Source organism: Blastococcus sp. HT6-4 (assembly GCF_039679125.1).
In the GTDB taxonomy this organism is placed as follows: Bacteria; Actinomycetota; Actinomycetes; order Mycobacteriales; family Geodermatophilaceae; genus Blastococcus; species Blastococcus montanus.
Map to the genome: position 1 here is coordinate 591,839 of NZ_CP155551.1, position 19,288 is coordinate 611,126.

The following is a 19,288-nucleotide window of genomic DNA, read 5'->3' on the forward strand; positions in this document are numbered from 1 at the left end:
GCCCCCCGTGCCACGATTCCGGCCGTGTCACGCTGGGACGACGCCCCGATCGTGGGCCGCGCCGAGGAGCTGGCCCGGCTGCTGGCGCACGTCGACCGCGCGGCGGGCGGGCGGTCCTCGGCCGCACTGCTCGCCGGTGACGCCGGGGTGGGCAAGACCCGGCTGCTCGACGAGCTGGCCCGGCGGGCGGCCGCGCGCGGCGTGCGGGTGCTCACCGGGCACTGCGTCGACCTCGGCGACGTCGGCCTGCCCTACCTGCCGTTCGTCGACCTGCTGCGCCCGGTGGCCGCCGACCCCGGGCTGGTGCCGGCGGCCCGCGACGACCCGGTGCTCGCCGGGCTAGTCGCCGGCCGCCCGGGTGCGGTGCCGCCGGTGCTGCCACCCGGTGAGGGGCTGGACCTGGGGCGGCCGCTGCCGCACCGGGCGGCGCCCCAGCCGGTCGACGACGGCCGGCTGCAGCTGTTCGAGTCGGTCGCCGGCCTGCTGTGCGAGCTCGCCGTCCCCGGCCCGCTGCTGGTGGTGCTCGAGGACCTGCACTGGGCCGACCGCTCCAGCCGCGACCTGCTGCGCTACCTGCTGGCGCGGCTGGTCGACGAGCCGATCGCCGTCGTCGCCTCCTACCGCGCCGACGACCTGCACCGCCGGCACCCGCTGCGGCCGCTGCTGGCCGAGCTGGTGCGCCTGCCGGGGGTGGAGCGCATCGACCTCGTCCCCCTGCCCGACGCGGCCGTCGGGGAACTGGTCCGCGCGCTGGCGGCCGCCGAGGCCCGCGGGATCGCCGACAGCACCGTCGACGACGTCGTGGCCCGCGCCGAGGGCAACGCCTTCTACGCCGAGGAGCTGCTCGCCGCGGGGCTGCAGGGCGAGGCGCTGCCGCTGGCGCTGGCCGACGTGCTGCTGGCGCGGGTGGAGCAGCGGTCGCCGGCGGCCCAGCAGGTGCTGAGGGTCGCCGCGGTGGCCGGCCGCAGGGTGCGTCACGAGCTGCTGGCCGCGGTCGGTGAGCTGACGCCGGGCGAGCTGGACGAGGCGCTCGCCGAAGTGGTGCACCACCACCTGCTGGTCGTCTCCGACGGCGGCCGCTACCGGTTCCGGCACGCGCTGCTGCGCGAGGCGGTGCTGGCCGACCTGCTGCCCGGTGAGCGGGTGCGGCTGCACGCGACCATCGCCGGCTACCTGACGGCGGACCCCGATGCCGGCACCGCCGCCGAGCGCGCCCACCACGCGCGCGAGAGCAACGACCTGCCGGGTGCGCTGAGCGCATCCCTCGAGGCGGCGGTCCACGCCTGCACGGTGGGGGCGCCGGCCGAGCAGCTGCAGCACCTCGAGGCGGCGCTGGCCCTGTGGTCGGCGGTGCCCGACGCCGCGGACCGGGCCGGCCGCGACCAGGTGGGCCTGCTGTTCGACGCGGCGGTCGTCGCGCGCACCGTGGGGGAGATGCACCGCGCGGTGGCGCTGCTGCGCTCGGCCCTGGACGTGCTGGGCCCCGACGGCGACGCGGTGCGGCGGGCCCGGGTGCACTACACGCTGGCCCAGACCATGGTGCGGGTGGAGAACGTGGAGGGCGCGCACCGCGAGAGCGCCGCCGCGCTGGCGCTGGTGCCGGCCGACCCGCCGTCGGAGGCGCGGACGTGGGCGGCGGCCACCCACGCGCGCACCAGCTACTCGCTGAACCTGGTCGCCGAGGGCGACGCCGCGGCCGAGGAGGCGCTCGCCGCGGCCGACGTGCTCGGCCTGGACGGCGCCTGGTCCGACACCGCCGTCTCCCAGTTGCGTGCGCACCCCGCCCTCGACGAGGACACGGTGCGGCAGCGCCTGTCCGATGCTCTCGCCCGGGCGCAGCGGTCCGGGGACGTGGACGTCGAGATGCGGGTGCTGTTCAACCTCGCGACCCTGGCGTTCGAGACGGGACGCATCGCCGAGGCGCTGGACCGGACGCGGCAGGCGACCGCGCGGGCGCGTGACCTGGGCATGGAGTGGGCCTTCTACCCGGCCGAGCTGCGGCACCTGCAGGTGACCGCGCTCTACATGGCGGGGGAGTGGGACGCGAGCCTGACCGAGGCCGACGCCCTCGCGCGGATCCCGGAGATGGCCTCGCACGTGCGGGCCGCGGGCCTGCTGGTGCTGGTCGGACGGGGGGACGCCGCCGCGCGGGAGCGGCTCGACTGGGCGCGGGGGCTGGTCCCGCGGTTGCGCGAGCACGTGCTGCTGGGGCTGGTCACCGCCGCCTCCGAGGTGGACTTCGCCGGCTGGTCCGGGGATCCGGAGTCCGCCGTCGCGGTGGCGACGGAGGCGTGCCGGCGGCTGCGGGAGCAGTGGCCGGAGGACCACCTGGCCGTGCTGCGGATCGCCGCCGGTGCGCTGGGTGCGGTCGGCGACGCGGCGGCCGCGGCCCGGCTCGTGGGGAACGGAGCGGCTGCCGGCCGATGGGTCGCGGCCGGTGACGGGCTCGCCGGCGTGGCCCGGTTCGCCGTGGACGTCTACCGGCGGGAGGTGACGCCGGCGCTGCAGGTGGAGGCGGCCGCCTGGCTGGCGCGGGTGGAGGCCGAGGTCGCGCGGCTGCACGGCCGGGCCGAGCCCGAGCTGTGGCGGGCGGCCGCCGCGGCGTTCGACCCCTGGCACGTGTACGAGCTGGCCCGGTCCCGGTGGCGGCTGGCCGAGGCGCTCCTCGACGTCGACGACCGGGCGGGCGCGGCCGAACAGGCGCAGCGGGCGCACGAGGTCGCGGCCCGGCTGGGAGCACGGCCGCTCCGCGAGGCGGTGGAGGCGCTGGCCCGCCGGGGCCGGCTGGACGTCGCCGGCGTCCGGACGCCGGAGGTCTCCGCCGTCCTCACCCCGCGGGAGACCGAGGTGCTGGCGCTGCTGGCGCAGGGACGAACCAACCGGCAGATCGGTGCGGCGCTCTACATCAGCGAGAAGACCGCGAGCGTGCACGTCAGCAACATCCTGGCCAAGCTCGGCGCGAACGGCCGCACCGAGGCCGTCGCGATCGCGGCGGCCCGTGGTCTCCTGGTCGACCGGTGATGTTCCACGTCACGTCGTCGCGGAACCGGGCGTCCATCGAGAAGTACGGGCTCGACTGGCGGCGGATGGGTGCCGCACCGGGGATCGCGGGCAGCCCGGTGCCGGAGCAGGAAGGGTGCTTCCTCGCGCCCGACGAGTGGACGGCCGACTACTTCGTCGCCATGAACAACACCGGCGGTCCGGTGGACGTCTGGGCCGTCGACGAGGTGGACCCGGCCGACCTCCTGACCTCCGGCGAGGGCTACGACTACTTCCCGGGGATCATCCCGCCCACGCGGCTGCGCCTCGTGCGCGCCGACATCCCGCCGGCGGAGAACTGAACGGCGCGCCTCAGAGCATGGTGCGGAGGCGCTCCCGGCGGGCGCGGAGCACGTCGACCGACGCAGAGGCCGACGGCGGGCCGGGCACCGACTGGCGCAGCTGGGTGTGCACCACGGCCTGCGGCTGCGAGGTGCGCGCCGCGACCCGGTTGACCAGGCGGTTGATCTCCCGGCGCAGCTCCGCGGCGTCGCGCCACGAGCGGCCGGCGTCGTCCTCGTCGGGGTGGTCCTCGACGACCATGAAGTCGTCAGCGGCATCCCGGTGGCTCTGCGCGATGCGGATCCGCAGCTCGTCGTCCCGCTTGGCCAGCAGCGACGCCGTCTGCTCGGGGGTCAACAACCCGGGGATGCCGAGGAAGTCCTCCTCCTCGGGTGCGACCAGCGCCGGGCGGCCCTCACCGGTGTGCGCCGTCCCGCTGCTCAGCACGTGGGCGAAGCGGGCGTCGGCCTCGAGGGCCTCCCACTGCTTCATCTCGCCCTCCTTCGGCTCCCGCGGCGGCAGGTCGAGCGCCTCGAGCTCCTCGTCGGGCTGGGTCCGCGGCGGCGGCATGACGTGGTTGCGCTGCTCCTCCATGGAGGCGGCCAGCGACAGCAGCGGGCGGACGGCGGGGAGGAACACGGTCGCCGACTCGTGCGGCGATCGGGAGCGGACCACGCGGCCGACGGCCTGCGCGAAGAACAGCGGGGTCCGGTACGAGGTCATCCACGCGAGGACGGCGGCCCGCGGGACGTCGACGCCCTCGGAGATCATCCGGACGCAGACGGCGATGCGTGCGGAGCCGGTCGCGAAGCGCTCGATCTTCTTCGACGCCTTCGGGTCGTCGGAGAGGATCAGCTCGGCCGGCTTGCCGGTGACCCGGCGGACGATCTTCGCGTAGGCGCGGGCGTCGTCCTGGTCGCTGGCGAGGATCAGCCCGGCGGCGTCGGGCATGCCGCCCTCCTCGCGCAGGTGGGTGATCCGGTCGTCCATGGCGGCGATGACGTGCGGCACCCACTGGCCCTTGGGGTCCAGCGCCGTCCGCCAGGCCTGCATCTCCACCGACTTGGTGCCGGCCTCGCTCAGCGACGCGGCGACGACCTCGCCGGCGGAGTTCCGCCAGCGCGAGGTGCCCGTGTAGGCGGCGAAGACGACCGGGCGGACGACGTTGTCGGCGAGCGCCTCCTTGTAGCCGTAGGTGTAGTCGGCGCGGCTGACCAGGCCACCGGCCTCGCCCTCGAAGGTGTCCTCCTCGTACCGGACGAAGGGGATGCGTTCGTCGGGCTTTGTGCGGAACGGCGTCCCGGTCAGGCACAGCCGGCGCGCGGCCATGCCGTAGGCATCCTCGACCGCCTCGCCCCAGGACAGACCGTCACCGGCGTGGTGCACCTCGTCGAGGATTACCAGCGACTTGACGGCGGTGGACCGGGCCGCGTGCAGCATCGGCTTGCCCGCCACCTGCGCGTACGTGGTCACGTAGCCCTGGGTGCCGGCGCGCACCGGGCCGACGGCGTTGGTGAGGTTGGGGTCGAGGACGATGCCCATGGCGTCGGCGGCCTCGGCCCACTGCAGGCGCAGGTGGTCGGTGGGGGCGACCACGATCACGCGGGCGACCTCCCGCCGCGAGAGCAGCCGCGCGGCCAGGGTCAGGGCGAAGGTCGTCTTGCCGGCGCCCGGCGTAGCGGTGACCAGGAAGTCCTTGGGGGAGGCCTCCTCGTACTGGCCGAGGGCGGCCTGCTGCCATGCCCGGAGCGGTCGGCTGGTCGTCTGCGGGGCCCGGGCCGCCGCTGCTGCTGCAGTCGCCATGTCGGGACCCATCTTCGCTGCCGCGCAGACGACACGCCCAACCGGTCTCCTGCCGCGTGCCCCGCGCCCGCCGACGTATGGCGGACGGCGGCATCGGCCCTGACCTGCGCAGATACCGGGACGCCGTGGCGGGTGTGGCGATCGTCATGTCCGGAACGGACCGCCTCGTCACGCCCCGGCGGTCACGTCGATCCCAGGAGTCCCGCGGGCGCGGAGCGGGACGGCGATTTCTGTCGGTGGTCGAACTTACGATCGAAGACGTGATCGACGGCCGGCAGCAGACGGGTGAGCAGCCGGCCGCGCCTGCCGCCGGGTGGGCGTCGGACCCGCTCGGTGCCGTCCAGGCCGCCGATCGCGAGATCGCCCGGCAGACCGCCCTGCGCGCACGGGCGGGCGCGGAGTTCGCCGCCACCCGCCCCGCGTCGGCCGACCGGCAACCGGGTGAGCCCGGCGCGATGGGCGAGGAGCGCCGTGCGGCGCGCGCGGACGTGCTGGCAGATGTCAGCGAGTGGGCGGTCCAGGAGCTGGCCGTCGCGCTGTCCATCTCCTCCCAGGCGGCGCAGACGCTCCTGATCCGCTCGTTGACGCTCGTGCACCGGCTGCCGCGCACCCTCGCCGCGCTCGAGTCGGGTGCCCTGCACGTCGGCCACCTGTGGCCGCTGCTGGAGAAGGTGGCGCCCATCGTGAACGCGACGGTCAGGGCACGGGTGGAGGCCGACCTGCTCGCCTGGGCCGCCGGACGGGTCACCACTCCCGCCCAGCTGGGCGCGAAGGCGCGCAGGATGGTGCTGGCCCGGGACGCCAGGGACGCCGCCGGGCGGCTGACCGCCCGGCTGCGGGAACGGGGCGTGTTCGTCCGGCCGGACGCCGCCGACGGGATGGCCGTGCTCCACGCGCTGCTCACGGTGCCGGAGGCGCAGGCGCTGGTCGACGCCCTCGGCCGCTACGCCGATGCGCTGGCCGACGATCCGGACGACCGGCGGACCCGCGGCCAGAAGATGGCTGACTGCCTCCTCGACTGCGTGCTGCGGCCGGGGGAGACCGACCTCCCGCCCGTGCAGGCGCAGCTCACCGTGGTCGCCGGGGTGAGCACCCTGGCCGGCGGTGACGAGCCCGGCGAGATCGGCGGGGAGCCGGTGCCCGCGGAGATGGTGCGGGCCCTGGCCCGGGCCCTCGGCCTGCTGCCCGGCGTCGCTGCGCCGCCGGACGACCTCGACTCCATCGCCGACCCGGTCGCGGACGCGCCGCCTGCAGCGCGGCACGCGGACGCGCTGTCCTCACCGGCAGCCCCGCCGGCCACGGACCCGGTGACGGCCGAGGACCGCGCCCTGGAGGAGTGGTGGGCCGCCGTCGAGGAACGGGTCCTCGCCGAGGGATGGGGTGGCGCGGAGGCGCCGCCGCCGGAGGAGCAGCTCAGGCTCTGGAACGAGGAAGCTGCCTGGCAGGAGCGGTACTGGGACGACCTCGACCGGGACGACCACGGCTGGGACGTGGAGCCGAGCACCGGCACCGACCCCGATCGGATCCCGGACGACCGCGATGAGGGCCGCGGCGACGAGCAGCCGCATGCGGCACCGACGTCCGATCGTGCCCCGGTGGGCGGTCCGTGGGCCGTGGCCGACCGGGCGGTGGAGTCGGCCGGTGCGGTCCTGCTCGACCTCGAGCGAGCGCTCGGCGCAGCCGGTCGGGCGGTGGCTGCCGCCGAGGCGGCCGACCTCGCCGACGAGGCCGCCTGGCGGCAGGGCCCCGGGGGGAGGTTCACCGCAGCACCCGATGCGCTGACCGCGCTCGCGGCGATGGCGGACGAACAGCGCGCGACGCTGGCCGACCTGCTCGACGCCACGGCGGGCGGCACGCTGGTCGACCGGCCGCGGATCGCGGTCGTCGACGCGCTCTCCGGCGCGCTGCTGGCGCTGACCGACAGCCGGGAGCTCCGCCGGGTCGCCACCTGCGGGCGGGACGCCTGCCGTTGCCGGCCCGGCCGGTGCACCCACGACCTGAGCGGTCGCCCCGGGCTCGGGCCACCACCGCCGACCGCCGGCTACCGCCCCGGCGCGAGCCTCGACCGGTACCTCCGGGCGCGCGATCGCCGATGCCGGTTCCCCGGTTGCCGTGCGCGGGTGCCTCGCGGCGGCGAGCTCGACCACGACCGGCCCTGGCCCGACGGACCGACCAGCGCCGCGAACCTCGCCGGCTACTGCACGCCGCACCACCGGGGCAAGCACCAGGCGCCCGGGTGGCAGTACGAGCTGGCCGCCGACGGCACGCTCACCGTCACCACCCCCACCGGCCTGGTGGCCTGCACCTCACCGCCGCCCTACTGACGCGCCGACTCGACCGGTCGCGGCTCTGGTTCGGGGAGGCGCGTCAGTCGGCCGGCTCGTCCACCCAGTCGGGGCCGTTGACCTCGCCCGGGCCGGCCAGGTCGGCGGCGTCGACGATCGTGTACGCGTAGCCCTGCTCGGCGAGGAACCGCTGTCGGTGCGCGGCGTACTCGCTGTCGAGGGTGTCGCGGCTGACCACCGTGTAGAAGTGCGCCTGGCGGCCGTCGGCCTTGGGTCGCAGCACCCGGCCGAGCCGCTGCGCCTCCTCCTGCCGCGAGCCGAAGGTGCCCGACACCTGGACGGCGACGGCGGCCTCGGGCAGGTCGATGGAGAAGTTCGCGACCTTGGAGACGACCAGCGTGCGGATCTCGCCGGTGCGGAACGCCTGGAACAGCCGCTCCCGCTCCTTGTTCGTCGTCGACCCCTGGATCACCGGCGCGTCCAGGGCCGCGCCCAGCTCCTCGAGCTGGTCGAGGTAGGCGCCGATGACCAGCGAGGGCTCGTCGGGGTGCCGCTCCAGCACCCGCCGGATCACCGGCAGCTTCGATTGCGCCGTCGCCGCGATCCGGTACCGCTCCTCGGGCTCGGCGACGGCGTAGGTCATCCGCTCCTCGTCGTCGAGCGAGACCCGCACCTCGATGCACTCGGCCGGCGCGATGTAACCCTGCGCCTCGATGTCCCGCCACGGGGCGTCGTAGCGCTTGGGCCCGATGAGCGAGAAGACGTCGTCTTCCCGACCGTCCTCGCGCACCAGCGTGGCGGTCAGGCCGAGCCGGCGGCGGGACTGCAGGTCGGCGGTCAGCCGGAAGATCGGCGCCGGCAGCAGGTGCACCTCGTCGTAGACGATGAGGCCCCAGTCCTGCGCGTCGAACAGGTCCAGGTGGCGGTACTCGCCCTTCCGGCGGGTGGTGATCACCTGGTAGGTCGCGATGGTGACCGGCCGGATCTCCTTGCGCTCACCCGAGTACTCGCCGATCTCGTCCTCGGTCAGCGACGTGCGGGCGATCAGCTCCCGCTTCCACTGCCGCCCGGCGACGGTGTTGGTCACCAGGATCAGCGTGGTCGCCTTCGCCTCGGCCATCGCCGCGGCGCCGACCAGCGTCTTCCCGGCGCCACAGGGCAGGACCACGACGCCCGAACCGCCGGCCCAGAAACCTTCGACGGCCTCCTGCTGGTAGTCGCGCAGGTGCCAGCCGGCCTGGTCGAGCTCGATCGGGTGCGCCTGCCCGTCGACGTACCCGGCGAGGTCCTCGGCCGGCCACCCGACCTTGAGCAGCGCCTGCTTGAGCCGGCCGCGCTCCGAGGGGTGGACGACGATCGAGTCCTGGTCGATGCGGGCACCCAGCATGGGCGCCACCCGCTTCGAGCGGACGACCTCCTCCAGCACTGCTCGGTCCGTCGAGGTGAGGACCAGCCCGTGCACCGGGTTCTGCGCCAGGGTCAGCCGGCCGAACCGGTCCATGGTGTCGGCGACGTCGACCAGCAGCGCGTGCGGCACCGGGTAGCGCGAGTAGCGCACCAGCGCGTCGACGACCTGCTCGGCGTCGTGGCCCGCCGCCCGGGCGTTCCACAGCGCGAGCGGCGTCACCCGGTAGGTGTGCACGTGCTCGGGGGACCGCTCCAGCTCGGCGAACGGGGCGATCGCCGCGCGGCAGTCACGGGCCAGCGGGTGGTCGACCTCGAGCAGCAGGGTCTTGTCCGACTGCACGATGAGCGGACCGTCGTTCACGCAGCACTCTTTCCGTCGGGGGGTGTCCGGGCGCCGAGGCACCGGACCACCCACCGTAACGCCGTACCGCCCAGGCGCCTTCCCGCCTAGGTTGCGGTCATGGGCAGCGCACGCGGGTGGTTCGTCGCCGCAGCCGGGCTCTACGCCGCCGTCTGGGCGTGGTCGTGGACCCGCCTCCCCGAGCGGGTGCCCGTCCACTTCGGTGCCGGTGGCGATCCGGACACCTGGGCCGACCGGCCGACCGCGCTGCTGGCCACCGCGCTGCTCGGCCTCGGCGTGGTCGCGGTCTTCGCCGGTGCGGTACGGCTGGTGCGGAGCGCGCGTCCCGAGCTGATCGACGTGCCGGACGGCGAGTACTGGAAGCGGCCGGAGAACATCGGCCGGCTGCGCGGGCTGATCGCCGCGGACCTCTGGCTCTTCGGCGCCTGGACGCTGCTGCTGCTCTCCGCGATCGACTGGCTCATCGTCCGCGCCGCCACGGCCGACGATCCGTCGCTCGGTCCGTGGCCCCTGGTGCTGGTGGCCGGCTACCTCCTCGGGGTCGCCGCCCGGCTGCTCTGGATGTTCACCCGCCGGTTCGCCGTCCCGGACGCCGGCTGACGCGCGTCAGCCGGCGTCGTCGGGCTCGACGAGGGCGACCGAGGTGATCCGGTGCACGGCGAAGGTGCGGTTCTCCCCGCGCCCCTCGTCGTAGCCGGACAGGAAGCCGCCGGCCAATGACACCGGCTGCACCACCCGCTGGCTGCCGCTGCCCTGCGCGTCGACGTAGCCAAGCCACACCGGCACGCCCTCGCGGACGGCGCGGGACAGCAGCTCCAGCGTCGACGCCGTCGTCACCCCGGGCACCTGGCGCACCGCGTCCCCGCGGCGGGCGGCCAGCGCGGCGTCACCGGCGCGGATCTCCCGCACCGTCGAGTCCAGGTCGGCTCCGCTCAGCGGACGCGGCGCGGGGTGCGACTCGCCGCCGGGCCGGCGGCCGGCGGCGCGCGGCCGGGCCGGGGGCCGGGTGAGGACGGCGCCGCCCGGGTTCTCGCCGGCCGGGGCGTAGCCCGCCTCGCGCAGCACGGTGAGCACCTCGTCGGCGCCGAGGCCGCTCACCAGCACGCCGGGTGCCAGCCGGCGCAGCTCCGCGGAGGCGGTCCGCCGGTCGTTGAGCACCTGGGACAGCAGCCCGTGGTCGTCGGAGCGCACGTAGGACTCGATCGCCCCCACGCGCAGCCGGCCGTGCTGGCGGGCGACGTCGTCGACCAGGTAGTCCAGCGCCTGCGGCACCGGGGTGCGCGACGCCTTGGTGAAGAAGTCGTGCAGGTCCGACGCCGACCACCCGGCGTCCAGCGCCCGGCGCACGCTGCTCTCCGACACCCGGAACACCGTCGCCCCGCCGGAGGACTCGACGTCGGCGGCGACGGCCAGCGTGTCGGCGAGCTCGGCCACCAGCGGCCCCGGCGCGATCAGCGACAGGTCCGGCTGGGCCAGCACGTGGTCGACCGGCTCGGGCAGCAGCCCGCGCATGCCGTCGGCGGCGCCGTCCTCCCCGGCGGCGAGCAGCCCCCGGCCGGCGGTGGACAGCACGCCGGACACCAGGACGCCGAGCCGCGCGGCCTCGCCGAGCATGTCGGGCACCGGGGCCAGCCGGTCGGCGCGCCGCGGGGTGCGCCAGCGCAGCAGGGCGGTGAGGTCGTCCGGCACGAGCCCGGAGCCGGGCGGCTGCTCGGCGAGCACGGTCAGCGCCGAGCGGCGGATCGCCGGTGCCGTGTGCCGCACCAGGTCGGGGGAGAGCGGGTTGGCCGCCTTGCCCGCGAGGTCGCGCACCCCGACCAGCGAGGGCAGCCGCACGCCCGCCAGCCAGCCGGCGGCCAGCACCGCCCAGCGGTCGGCGAGGTCCTGCTCCCGCCAGACGTCGTAGCCGCGGGTGGGCAGCCACTCGTCGCGGTGCGGGCCGCCCACGTCCAGCAGCCCGGCGGCGGACGCGAGCTCCAGCAGCCAGGCGGCCTCGGGCTCGGACACGTGCAGGGCGCGGGCCAGTCGCTTCTGGTCGCGCACGCCCACCCCGCCGCTGCGCAGCAGCCCCGCCGGCTCCTCCTCGAGCAGCGCGAGCAGCTCGCCGATCCGCCCGACGCTCTCCAGCGCGGCGCCGGCGGCCTGGCGGTCCACCACCTGCGGGTCGCGGGTGACCACGGCCGGCTCGGGACGGCGCCGCGGCGGGCCGAAGGGGGAGTCACCACGCAGCAGCAGCCCGATCTCGCGCGGCAGCTCCACGTTGAGCGCGTCGATGCGGGCGAGCAGGCCGCGCTGCAGCAGCCGGCGGGCCGGGGTGGAGCCGCCGCTCGGGGTGTCGGGCAGGTGGCCGACCGGGCGGTCGCCGGCCAGCCGCTCCAGCACGCCGCGCTCTTCCGGGGACAGCTCGGCCAGCACGACGGGCAGGTCGGCCGGCAGCTGCACCCGCAGGTCGAGCGCGCGCCGGCCCAGCCCCGCCGGGTACCGGACGGCGCGGCGCACCGGCTCGGGGGCGTGCAGCACGTCGTCGCCCCACAGCAGCGCCCGGGTGGTGAGCCGCTCGACGGCGCCGTCGAGGACGTCGTCGGGCACCTCCGGCAGCGCGGCGATCAGCGCGTCGGGGGCCATGCCGTCGGTGGGCGCCAGCAGCACGACGTCGAGCACCTGCAGCGTCGCGGCGTCCAGCTCGTCGAGCGCGCGGTCGACCGACACCGGCACCGCCAGACGGCTGGCGAGCGCGACGACGTCGGACGGCGCCGGGCGGGCGACGTCGGGCCGGGCGGCCAGCAGCGCGCGCAGCTGCTCGTCGCTGCGGGTGCGGAGCCAGGCGGCGAGCGTCGCGGGGGCTTCGGTGGACATCCGGTCCACGCTACGTCGCCGTTCCCGCCGACGCTGCTGCCAGCATGGGCCCGTGCATCCCGCGAGCGAGGACCCGAGCACCCGGACCGCCCTGGCCGCCCACCAGGTGGGCGCCCTGCGCTGGCTGGGGGCCGGCGTCATCGCGATCGTGCTGGGCGTGCTGCTCGGTGTCGCCGCGGTGGCGATCGCCGAGAGCAGCGGCCGCCGCCTGCCCGTCGCCGGGATGGCCGTCGTCGTCCTGGTGCTCGGGGGAGTGGTGGCGGTCGCCGTCGGGACCGGCGCCCTGCTCCGCACCCGCCGCTGGCGCCGGGCGCTGGCCGCCACCGCCTGGCGCACCGGCACCCTGCGGATCGCCGGCCCGGCTGCGCTGGTGTTCGAGCCCTACGGCTACGACGAGCTGGTCGACGAGCCGGTCCGCCTGCGGCTGCTGAGCACCGCGATCTGGCGCACCCGCGCGGTGCAGGCCCTCGACGGTGCGACGGTCCAGGCGGCCCCGGTGGGCGAGGGTCGCTGGGTGTTCACCGCCGAGGGCGTGGGCACCGTCTACGGCGCCCGGGAGACCGGCAGGCGGCGCTGAACGCGACGCCGGCTGCCCCCTCGGGGGCGGTGACGTGCGCCCGCGGGGCCGGACGCGCCAAGATGGGGGCGACAGTGCACCGCCCGGTGCACCCGCGACCGCACACGGAGGCGTCATGGCCAAGCGCAACGAGAAGCACGCCCACCTGGTGGAGCCGACCTGGGGCGAGTCGGAGGACGGCGGCCCGCCGCTGACCGAGCTCTCCGCCTCGGTGGCGGGGTCGCTCTCGCCGTTCGGGGAGGACCACAGCTTCCCGCTGCCGGTGGAGAGCCTCCGCTACGGGCACCCGACCGACAAGCCGAACCGGGCCGGCGTCCAGACGGTCGAAGGGCGGCGTCGGCGGTGAGCGATCCCGCGAAGGCGACGCCCGAGCGAGCATCGCAGGGAGCGCCGGCGACCGAGGAGCGGAACGAGGGCGGAGCCGAGCGATGAGCACAGCGCTGCCGTCCTACAGCAGCGGGACGTCGACGGTCCCGCTGCTCGGCGACACGATCGGGGCGAACCTCGACCGGACGGCAGCGCGGGTGGGTGACCACGAAGCGCTGGTCGAGTGCGCCTCGGGCCGCCGCTGGACCTACCCGCAGCTGGTCGCCGACGTCGACGCCTGCGCCCTGGGGCTGGACTCCCTCGGGGTGCGGAAGGGCGACCGGGTCGGCATCTGGGCGCCCAACTGCGCGGAGTGGGTGTTCGTCCAGTACGCGACGGCGAAGCTCGGCGCGATCCTGGTCAACATCAACCCGGCCTACCGCACCCACGAGCTGGCCTACGTGCTGGAGCAGGCCGGCATCTCCGTGCTGGTCAGCGCGCCGGAGTTCAGGACCAGCGACTACCGGGCGATGGTCGCCGAGGTGCGTGGCGACTGCCCCGAGCTGCGCCAGGTGGTCTTCCTCGGCTCGCCCGAGTGGGCCGGGCTGATGGACGCGGGACGGGCCGCCGACCGGTCGCTGCTCGCCGAGCGGGCCACCGAGCTGTCGGCCGACGACCCGATCAACATCCAGTACACGTCGGGGACCACCGGCTTCCCGAAGGGCGCCACCCTCACCCACCACAACCTGCTCAACAACGGGTTCTTCGTGGGGGAGGGCTGCGGCTACACCGAGGCCGACCGCGTCTGCATCCCGGTGCCCTACTACCACTGCTTCGGCATGGGGATGGGCAACCTCGGCGCCACCTCGCACGGCGCCACGATGGTCATCCCGGCGCCCGGCTTCGACCCCGCGCTGACGCTGCAGGCGGTGCAGGACGAGCGGTGCACCTCGCTCTACGGCGTCCCGACGATGTTCATCGCGGAGCTCGGCCTGCCGGACTTCGCCGAGTACGACCTCTCCAGCCTGCGCACCGGGATCATGGCCGGCTCGCCGTGCCCGGTCGCCGTGATGGAGCGGGTGGTCGCCGAGATGGGCATGACCGAGGTGACCATCTGCTACGGCATGACCGAGACCTCACCGGTCTCCACGCAGACCGGCGCCGACGACGACCTGGAGCGGCGCACCGCCACCGTCGGCCGGGTGCACCCGCACCTCGAGGTGAAGGTGGTCGACCCGGCCACCGGGCTCACCGTGCCGCGCGGCACCCCGGGGGAGTTCTGCACCCGGGGCTACTCGGTGATGCTCGGGTACTGGAACGAGCCGGAGAAGACCGCCGAGGTCATCGACGCCGCCCGCTGGATGCACACCGGCGACCTCGCGGTCATGGACGACGCCGGCTACCTCAACATCGTCGGCCGGATCAAGGACATGGTCATCCGCGGCGGGGAGAACGTGTACCCGCGGGAGATCGAGGAGTTCCTCTACACCCACCCCGACGTGGTCGACGCGCAGGTCATCGGCGTCCCCGACGAGCGGTACGGGGAGGAGCTCATGGCCTGGGTCCGGCTGCGCGAGGGCGCCGAGCCGCTGACGCCCGAGGCGCTGAAGGAGTTCTGCGCCGGCAAGCTGGCCCACTACAAGGTGCCGCGGTACGTGAAGGTCGTCGACGAGTTCCCGATGACGGTCACGGGCAAGATCCGCAAGGTCGAGATGCGCCAGGTCTCGGTCGAGGAGCTCGGGCTGGAGTCGGCCGCGGCCGTGCGCAACGCCTGACGTCAGCCCGCCTCCACCGGCACCACCAGCGCCCGGTGGTCCGACAACGGCAGGCGCACGGCCTCGGCCGGGCCGCCGGCCCGGATGCCGCCGCGCACCAGGACGTGGTCGAGCTGCCGCGTCGGCCGCGGCGCCGGGAAGGTGGCGGCCTCGGCGATCGGCTGGAGGCCGCTGAGGCGGGCGGCCGCCGGCCGCTGCATGTTCAGGTCGCCCATGAGCACCAGCGGCTCCTGGGCCCCGTCCAGCGAGCGCACCAGGGCGCGCAGCTGCCGGCCGCCCCAGCCGGGGATGAACGACAGGTGGGTGTTGCACACCGTGAACTGCCCGAACGGCCCGTCCACCACGGCGACGACGGCGGCCCGCGGCTCGTCCCGGGCCAGGAAGGGGCGGCGGGAGTCCGGCGACCACAGCGGGACGCTGGCCCGCATCGGGGTCAGCCGCACCACCCGCCAGGAGACCACCGGGTAGCGGGAGAGCAGGGCGACGCCGTAGCCGGCCGAGCCCGGCTGCTCGTCCCCGGTCGCGGCCGTCCAGGTGCCGCCCGGGGTCCCGGACAGGGCCGCGACGAACCGGGAGTCGACCGCCCCCATCGCCTCGGCCGCCACGGCGGTCAGGTCGGCGCCGAGCGACCGCGGCTGGTCGCGGTCGACCTCCTGCAGGCCGAGGACGTCGGCGTCCAGGGTCTTGACGGCGGCGGCGAGCCGGTCGACGTCGACCCGGCCGTCGTCGAGCGAGCGTCCGTGCAGGAGGTTGAAGGTCGCGATGCGCACGTCGGTCCAGTGCCCGGTCCCCGCCGGATCTACCCCGCACCGTGCGTGCGCCGGTGACCGACGGGTAGCGAGCGGTGCGTGCAGACCTCCTCGCGGGACCAGGTACGCGACCTGCTGAAGCGGACCGCGGTCGCGCTCAAGGAGGGAGACGTGCCGTTCGCCCTGTGCGGGGGCTACGCCGCGTGGGCGCGCGGCGCGCCCGAGCCGGACCACGACGCCGACTTCCTCGTCCCGGCCGCCGAGGCCGGGCGGGCGGCCAAGGCGCTGGCCGACGCCGGCCTGGAGGTGGTGGATCCGGCCGAGGACTGGCTGCTCAAGATCGAGCGGGACGACGTCTTCGTCGACGTGATCTGGCGGACCTGCGGGCGCCCGGTGGAGGCCGACCTGGTCGAGCGTGCCGACACGCTGCCCGTCCTGTCGGTGCAGATGCCGGTGCTGGCGCCGACCGACATCGTGACCTCCAAGCTGATGGCCCTCGACGAGCACTACTGCGACTTCTCCCGGCTGCTGCCGGTCGCCCGGGCGCTGCGCGAGCAGGTCGACTGGGCGCAGGTGGCCCGCACGGTGGCGGAGAACGACTTCGCCGTCGTCTTCCTCGCGCTGCTGGACCGGCTCCGGATCGCCCCGGACGTCAGCCGGGGATGAGGACGGCCACGGCGGCGGCGAGCGCGGTGAGGACGACGCCGGCCGTGGCCGCGCGTACGAGCGCGGGGGAGGCCACGCTCGCACCGTCGGCCCGGTCGCGCCTGAGCCGCCGGTAGCGCAGGGGGGCCACGCAGCCGAGGAGGGCCAGGCCGATCAGGGCCGCGAGACCGGCGGCGACGACGAGCGCGGGACGGTCGGCGGCCACCGCCCGGAAGGCGATCAGCCCCGCGACGGCCAGCAGACCCAGGCCCGTGCGCTGCCAGGAGAGATCGGTGCGCTCACCCGCTACCCCGGGGGGCTCCGGCCGGGTCAGCGGAGCACCTCGAGGGCGACCAGCACACCGACGACGACCACCACTGCGGCGACCGCCGCGGTCGCGGCGGGCACCACCCATCCCTCGGGCAGGGGCTGGTCGGCGCGGATGGCGGCCTCGTTCCGCCGCCAGCGGTGGTACCCCGCGAGAGCGGCCCCCAGCCCGATGAGCACCAGCGCCAGCGCGACGGCGGCGCTGCCCCAGGACACCCCCAGGTCGGGGGCGTAGGTGGCGACGGCCACCCCGCCGGCCACCAGCGCCAGGCCGGTGCGCAGCCAGGCGAGCAGCGTGCGCTCGTTGGCGAGGGTGAACCGGTAGTCGGGGTGGTCGGGACCGTCGGCGGGCGGGGGCACCCGGTCAGGGTAGGGAGGTGCCGCCCCGGCGTCGGGAATCGGCAGGTCGGAGCAGCGGGGCGGCGGCTAACCTGGGCACCGGGTGGAGCCTGCCGCCCGTCGTCGCACCGGCCCGCGGGCCGCGCCGTACCGAGAACTGAGGGATTCCACCGTGCCCACCGGCAGAGTGAAGTGGTTCAACGCGGAGAAGGGCTTCGGGTTCCTGTCCCGCGAGGACGGGCCCGACGTCTTCGTGCACAAGGACGCGCTCCCGGCCGGCACCGACCTCAAGCCCGGCCAGCGGGTGGAGTTCGGGATCGTCGCCGGCCGCCGGGGTGACCAGGCCCTGCAGGTGCGCATCCTCGACCCGCTGCCGTCGGTGGCCGCCGGCGTCGCTGCTGCCAGCCGCAAGAAGCCCGACGAGCTGGTGCCGATCATCGAGGACCTGATCAAGCTGCTCGACGACGTGTCCGAGGGCCTGCGGCACGGCCGGTACCCCGAGCGCGGCCACGCCCGCAAGGTGGCCGCCGTGCTGCGCGCCGTCGCCGGCGACCTGGAGGGCTGACCGGTCAGCCCCCGAGGTTCCCCCCGGCGCGGATGACGCCGACCGGCCACGCCGCCGAGAACTCGCCGCAGTCGCCGCCGCTGTCCTCGACCACCACGAGGTAGAAGGCCGGGGGGACGACGTCGGAGGAGTTGATCTCCGCGAACGTCTCCGTGCCCTGCGGGACGTCGACCTCGCCGAGGAGCTCCTGCAGCGACTCGTCGAACACCTGGACCTGCCAGCCCTGCTCGGCGATGTCGTCGGGCACGGTCAGGCTGATGGCCGTGTCGGGGGGGACCTCGACGATCGGCGGGGTGACCTCGTAGCGCTGCCCCTCGCCGTCCAGGCAGTACTGGGTCGGGCGGGCGGTGATGTCCTGGCCGCCGGCCTGCACCCGCACTTCGCCGGGTACGTCGGGCTCCGAGCCGCAGGCGGTCAGGGGAGCGGTGGCGCAGAGGGCGAGCATCGCGGCGGCGGTCCTTCTCACGACCACGACGGTCCCACCGGTGCCGTCGGCGCCTCCGGGGACCCCGCCTCCGGCGCCGGCGGGCGGCTGCGGTGCAGGGTCCACATGATCAGCCCCACGGCGACGGCGAGCAGCGCCGCGGCCACGGTGAAGCCCAGCCAGCCGGTGGGGGGCAGCGCGATGCCCAACGCCCCGCCGGCCACCCAGGACAGCTGGAGCATCGTCTCGGAGCGGGCGAACGCCGAGGCGCGCAGGCGCTCGGGCACCTCCCGCTGGATGATCGCGTCCAGGGAGACCTTGCCCAGCGCGTTGGCCACGGCGGCCACGCCGGCCACCAGCACCGCCATGCCGAAGCCGTAGAAGACCGCGGCCAGCACCGTGACACCGGTCGCCGTCGCCGCGGCGTACAGGACCAGCCGGTCCGGGGCGGCGGTGTGCATCCGGGAGCCGACCGCGGTCCCGGCGAAGCTGCCCGCGCCCGCGGCCGCCGCGATCGCACCCAGCGCGAGGGTCGCCTCCCAGCCGTCCGGGAACGTCGCCTGCACGAGGAACGCGGAGAAGATCGTGAGGAAGCCGCCGAGGCCGCGCAGCGCGGCGTTGGCGCGCAGCGCCAGCACCACGTGCGGGCTGACCCGGCGGCGACGACGGCCGGGCCGCGGGAGCTCGGCCGTGGTGGTGAGCACGTCGGCGGGCTCCTCGCCCGTGGGGACGTCGACGTGCCGGGGCAGCCGGACGGCGAGCACCGCGCCGCCGACGAACACCGCGGCGGTGGCCCACAGCTCCCAGTCGAAGCCGAGGACGGTGGCGATCCCCGCGGCGATCGCGCCGGCGACGCCCGCGGTCGCGAGACCGAACACCGACAGCCGCGCGTTGGCCGACGTCAGCGACATCGCGCCGGGCAGGACCCGGGGCACGACGGCCGCGCGCAGCACGTTGTGCGCCTTGGACAGCACCAGCACGCCCAGCGCCGCCGGGTACAGCCAGAGGTCGTCGTGGTGCGCGGCCATGACCAGCGCCAGCGCCGCACGGCCGGCCAGCGAGGTGGCGATCGCCCACCGGCGGCCGCGCTGCAGCCGGTCCAGTGCCGGGCCGATCACCGGGGCCAGGACGGCGAACGGCGCCATCGTCACCAGCAGGTAGAGCGCGACGTTCCCGCGCTGGGCGTCGGTGGTGGCCGCGAAGAACAGTGTCCCGGCCAGGGAGACGGCGATCATCGCGTCGCCGGCCATGTGCAGGGCGTTGACCCACAGCAGGTGGGTCAGGCCGCTCTCGCCGGCGCCGTCGGCGCGGCTGGCGGTGCGCACCCGGCGGGCGGCGGCGGTGGTCAGCTCGCGGCTGCGGGCGACCGCGACGCGGGTCACGGTGACGCGGGGCCGGGCCGCCGGCTCCGGACCCGCCGACGGCAGCGGGCGGGTCTGCGGCCGGGGGACCTCCAGCGGGGTCGTGTCCGCCTCGGCCGGGGCGGGCGGGCCCTGGCGCGTCCACCGGCGCGTGCCGGTCGGGCGGCGGGTGGCGGACACGGGCCCA

The 19,288-nt window shown here is 75.8% G+C and carries 16 protein-coding genes and 1 pseudogene; 9 read left to right on the forward strand and 8 right to left on the reverse strand.

Translation table 11 applies throughout. From position 1 onward, the window contains the following. Positions 1-24 precede the first annotated feature (24 nt). Complete coding sequence (locus ABDB74_RS02800) at positions 25-3,021, forward strand: AAA family ATPase (RefSeq protein ID WP_346621576.1); 2,997 nt, start codon at positions 25-27, stop codon at positions 3,019-3,021. Beyond that, complete coding sequence (locus ABDB74_RS02805) at positions 3,018-3,341, forward strand: hypothetical protein (protein WP_346621578.1); 324 nt, start codon at positions 3,018-3,020, stop codon at positions 3,339-3,341. The genes ABDB74_RS02800 and ABDB74_RS02805 overlap by 4 nt, the downstream gene beginning before the upstream one ends. Before the next feature lie 10 nt (positions 3,342-3,351). Here ABDB74_RS02805 and ABDB74_RS02810 read toward each other — a convergent pair whose 3' ends face one another. Next, a complete protein-coding gene (locus ABDB74_RS02810) occupies positions 3,352-5,124 on the reverse strand; it encodes a DEAD/DEAH box helicase family protein (protein ID WP_346621579.1) in 1,773 nt (590 codons plus the stop codon). Positions 5,125-5,384: 260 nt separating this feature from the next. On the opposite strand from ABDB74_RS02810, the gene ABDB74_RS02815 reads away from it, so the two are divergent. Further along, positions 5,385-7,448: a DUF222 domain-containing protein gene (locus tag ABDB74_RS02815; RefSeq protein ID WP_346621581.1), complete on the forward strand. Its 2,064-nt coding sequence runs from the start codon at positions 5,385-5,387 to the stop codon at positions 7,446-7,448. Between the two features lie 43 nt (positions 7,449-7,491). Here the strand turns inward: ABDB74_RS02815 and ABDB74_RS02820 are convergent, their stop codons facing one another. Beyond that, a complete protein-coding gene (locus ABDB74_RS02820; RefSeq protein ID WP_346621582.1) occupies positions 7,492-9,177 on the reverse strand; it encodes a DNA repair helicase XPB in 1,686 nt (561 codons plus the stop codon). 99 nt (positions 9,178-9,276) lie between these two features. Here ABDB74_RS02820 and ABDB74_RS02825 point away from each other — a divergent pair, with 99 nt between their 5' ends. Beyond that, on the forward strand, positions 9,277-9,777 hold the full coding sequence (locus tag ABDB74_RS02825; RefSeq protein WP_346621584.1) for a DUF1648 domain-containing protein: 501 nt from the start codon (positions 9,277-9,279) through the stop codon (positions 9,775-9,777). A 6-nt stretch (positions 9,778-9,783) separates the two neighbouring features. Here the strand turns inward: ABDB74_RS02825 and ABDB74_RS02830 are convergent, their stop codons facing one another. Next, complete coding sequence (locus ABDB74_RS02830; RefSeq protein WP_346621586.1) at positions 9,784-12,033, reverse strand: helicase C-terminal domain-containing protein; 2,250 nt, start codon at positions 12,031-12,033, stop codon at positions 9,784-9,786. A gap of 52 nt (positions 12,034-12,085) precedes the next feature. Here ABDB74_RS02830 and ABDB74_RS02835 point away from each other — a divergent pair, with 52 nt between their 5' ends. From ABDB74_RS02835 to ABDB74_RS02845, 3 genes are all read left to right on the forward strand, one after another. After that, a complete protein-coding gene (locus tag ABDB74_RS02835; RefSeq protein ID WP_346621587.1) occupies positions 12,086-12,610 on the forward strand; it encodes a hypothetical protein in 525 nt (174 codons plus the stop codon). Between the two features lie 115 nt (positions 12,611-12,725). Further along, on the forward strand, positions 12,726-12,956 hold the full coding sequence (locus ABDB74_RS02840; RefSeq protein WP_346621589.1) for a hypothetical protein: 231 nt from the start codon (positions 12,726-12,728) through the stop codon (positions 12,954-12,956). Positions 12,957-13,038: 82 nt separating this feature from the next. Then, complete coding sequence (locus tag ABDB74_RS02845; protein WP_346621591.1) at positions 13,039-14,691, forward strand: AMP-binding protein; 1,653 nt, start codon at positions 13,039-13,041, stop codon at positions 14,689-14,691. A 2-nt stretch (positions 14,692-14,693) separates the two neighbouring features. Here ABDB74_RS02845 and ABDB74_RS02850 read toward each other — a convergent pair whose 3' ends face one another. Then, positions 14,694-15,461, reverse strand: coding sequence for an endonuclease/exonuclease/phosphatase family protein (locus tag ABDB74_RS02850; protein WP_346621592.1), 768 nt, complete (start codon positions 15,459-15,461; stop codon positions 14,694-14,696). Positions 15,462-15,539: 78 nt separating this feature from the next. Here ABDB74_RS02850 and ABDB74_RS02855 point away from each other — a divergent pair, with 78 nt between their 5' ends. Beyond that, positions 15,540-16,106: a nucleotidyltransferase family protein gene (locus ABDB74_RS02855; RefSeq protein ID WP_346621594.1), complete on the forward strand. Its 567-nt coding sequence runs from the start codon at positions 15,540-15,542 to the stop codon at positions 16,104-16,106. Here ABDB74_RS02855 and ABDB74_RS02860 read toward each other — a convergent pair. Further along, complete coding sequence (locus tag ABDB74_RS02860) at positions 16,093-16,500, reverse strand: DUF202 domain-containing protein (protein ID WP_346621596.1); 408 nt, start codon at positions 16,498-16,500, stop codon at positions 16,093-16,095. The two genes, ABDB74_RS02855 and ABDB74_RS02860, sit on opposite strands and share 14 nt — an antisense overlap. Continuing rightward, positions 16,416-16,772 (reverse strand): DUF202 domain-containing protein, encoded by a 357-nt coding sequence (locus tag ABDB74_RS02865; protein ID WP_346621597.1) that lies wholly within the window; start codon positions 16,770-16,772, stop codon positions 16,416-16,418. Before ABDB74_RS02865 ends, ABDB74_RS02860 begins: the two co-directional genes overlap by 85 nt. Positions 16,773-16,923: 151 nt before the next feature. Between ABDB74_RS02865 and ABDB74_RS02870 the strand changes: the two are divergent. Continuing rightward, positions 16,924-17,106: pseudogene (locus ABDB74_RS02870) on the forward strand (cold-shock protein); the annotation flags it as partial. Between the two features lie 214 nt (positions 17,107-17,320). Here the strand turns inward: ABDB74_RS02870 and ABDB74_RS02875 are convergent. Next, a complete protein-coding gene (locus ABDB74_RS02875; RefSeq protein ID WP_346621599.1) occupies positions 17,321-17,782 on the reverse strand; it encodes a DUF2771 family protein in 462 nt (153 codons plus the stop codon). Then, entirely contained in the window at positions 17,779-19,281 is a 1,503-nt protein-coding gene (locus ABDB74_RS02880) for an MFS transporter (protein ID WP_346621601.1), read from the reverse strand. The genes ABDB74_RS02875 and ABDB74_RS02880 overlap by 4 nt, the downstream gene beginning before the upstream one ends. Positions 19,282-19,288 lie beyond the last annotated feature (7 nt).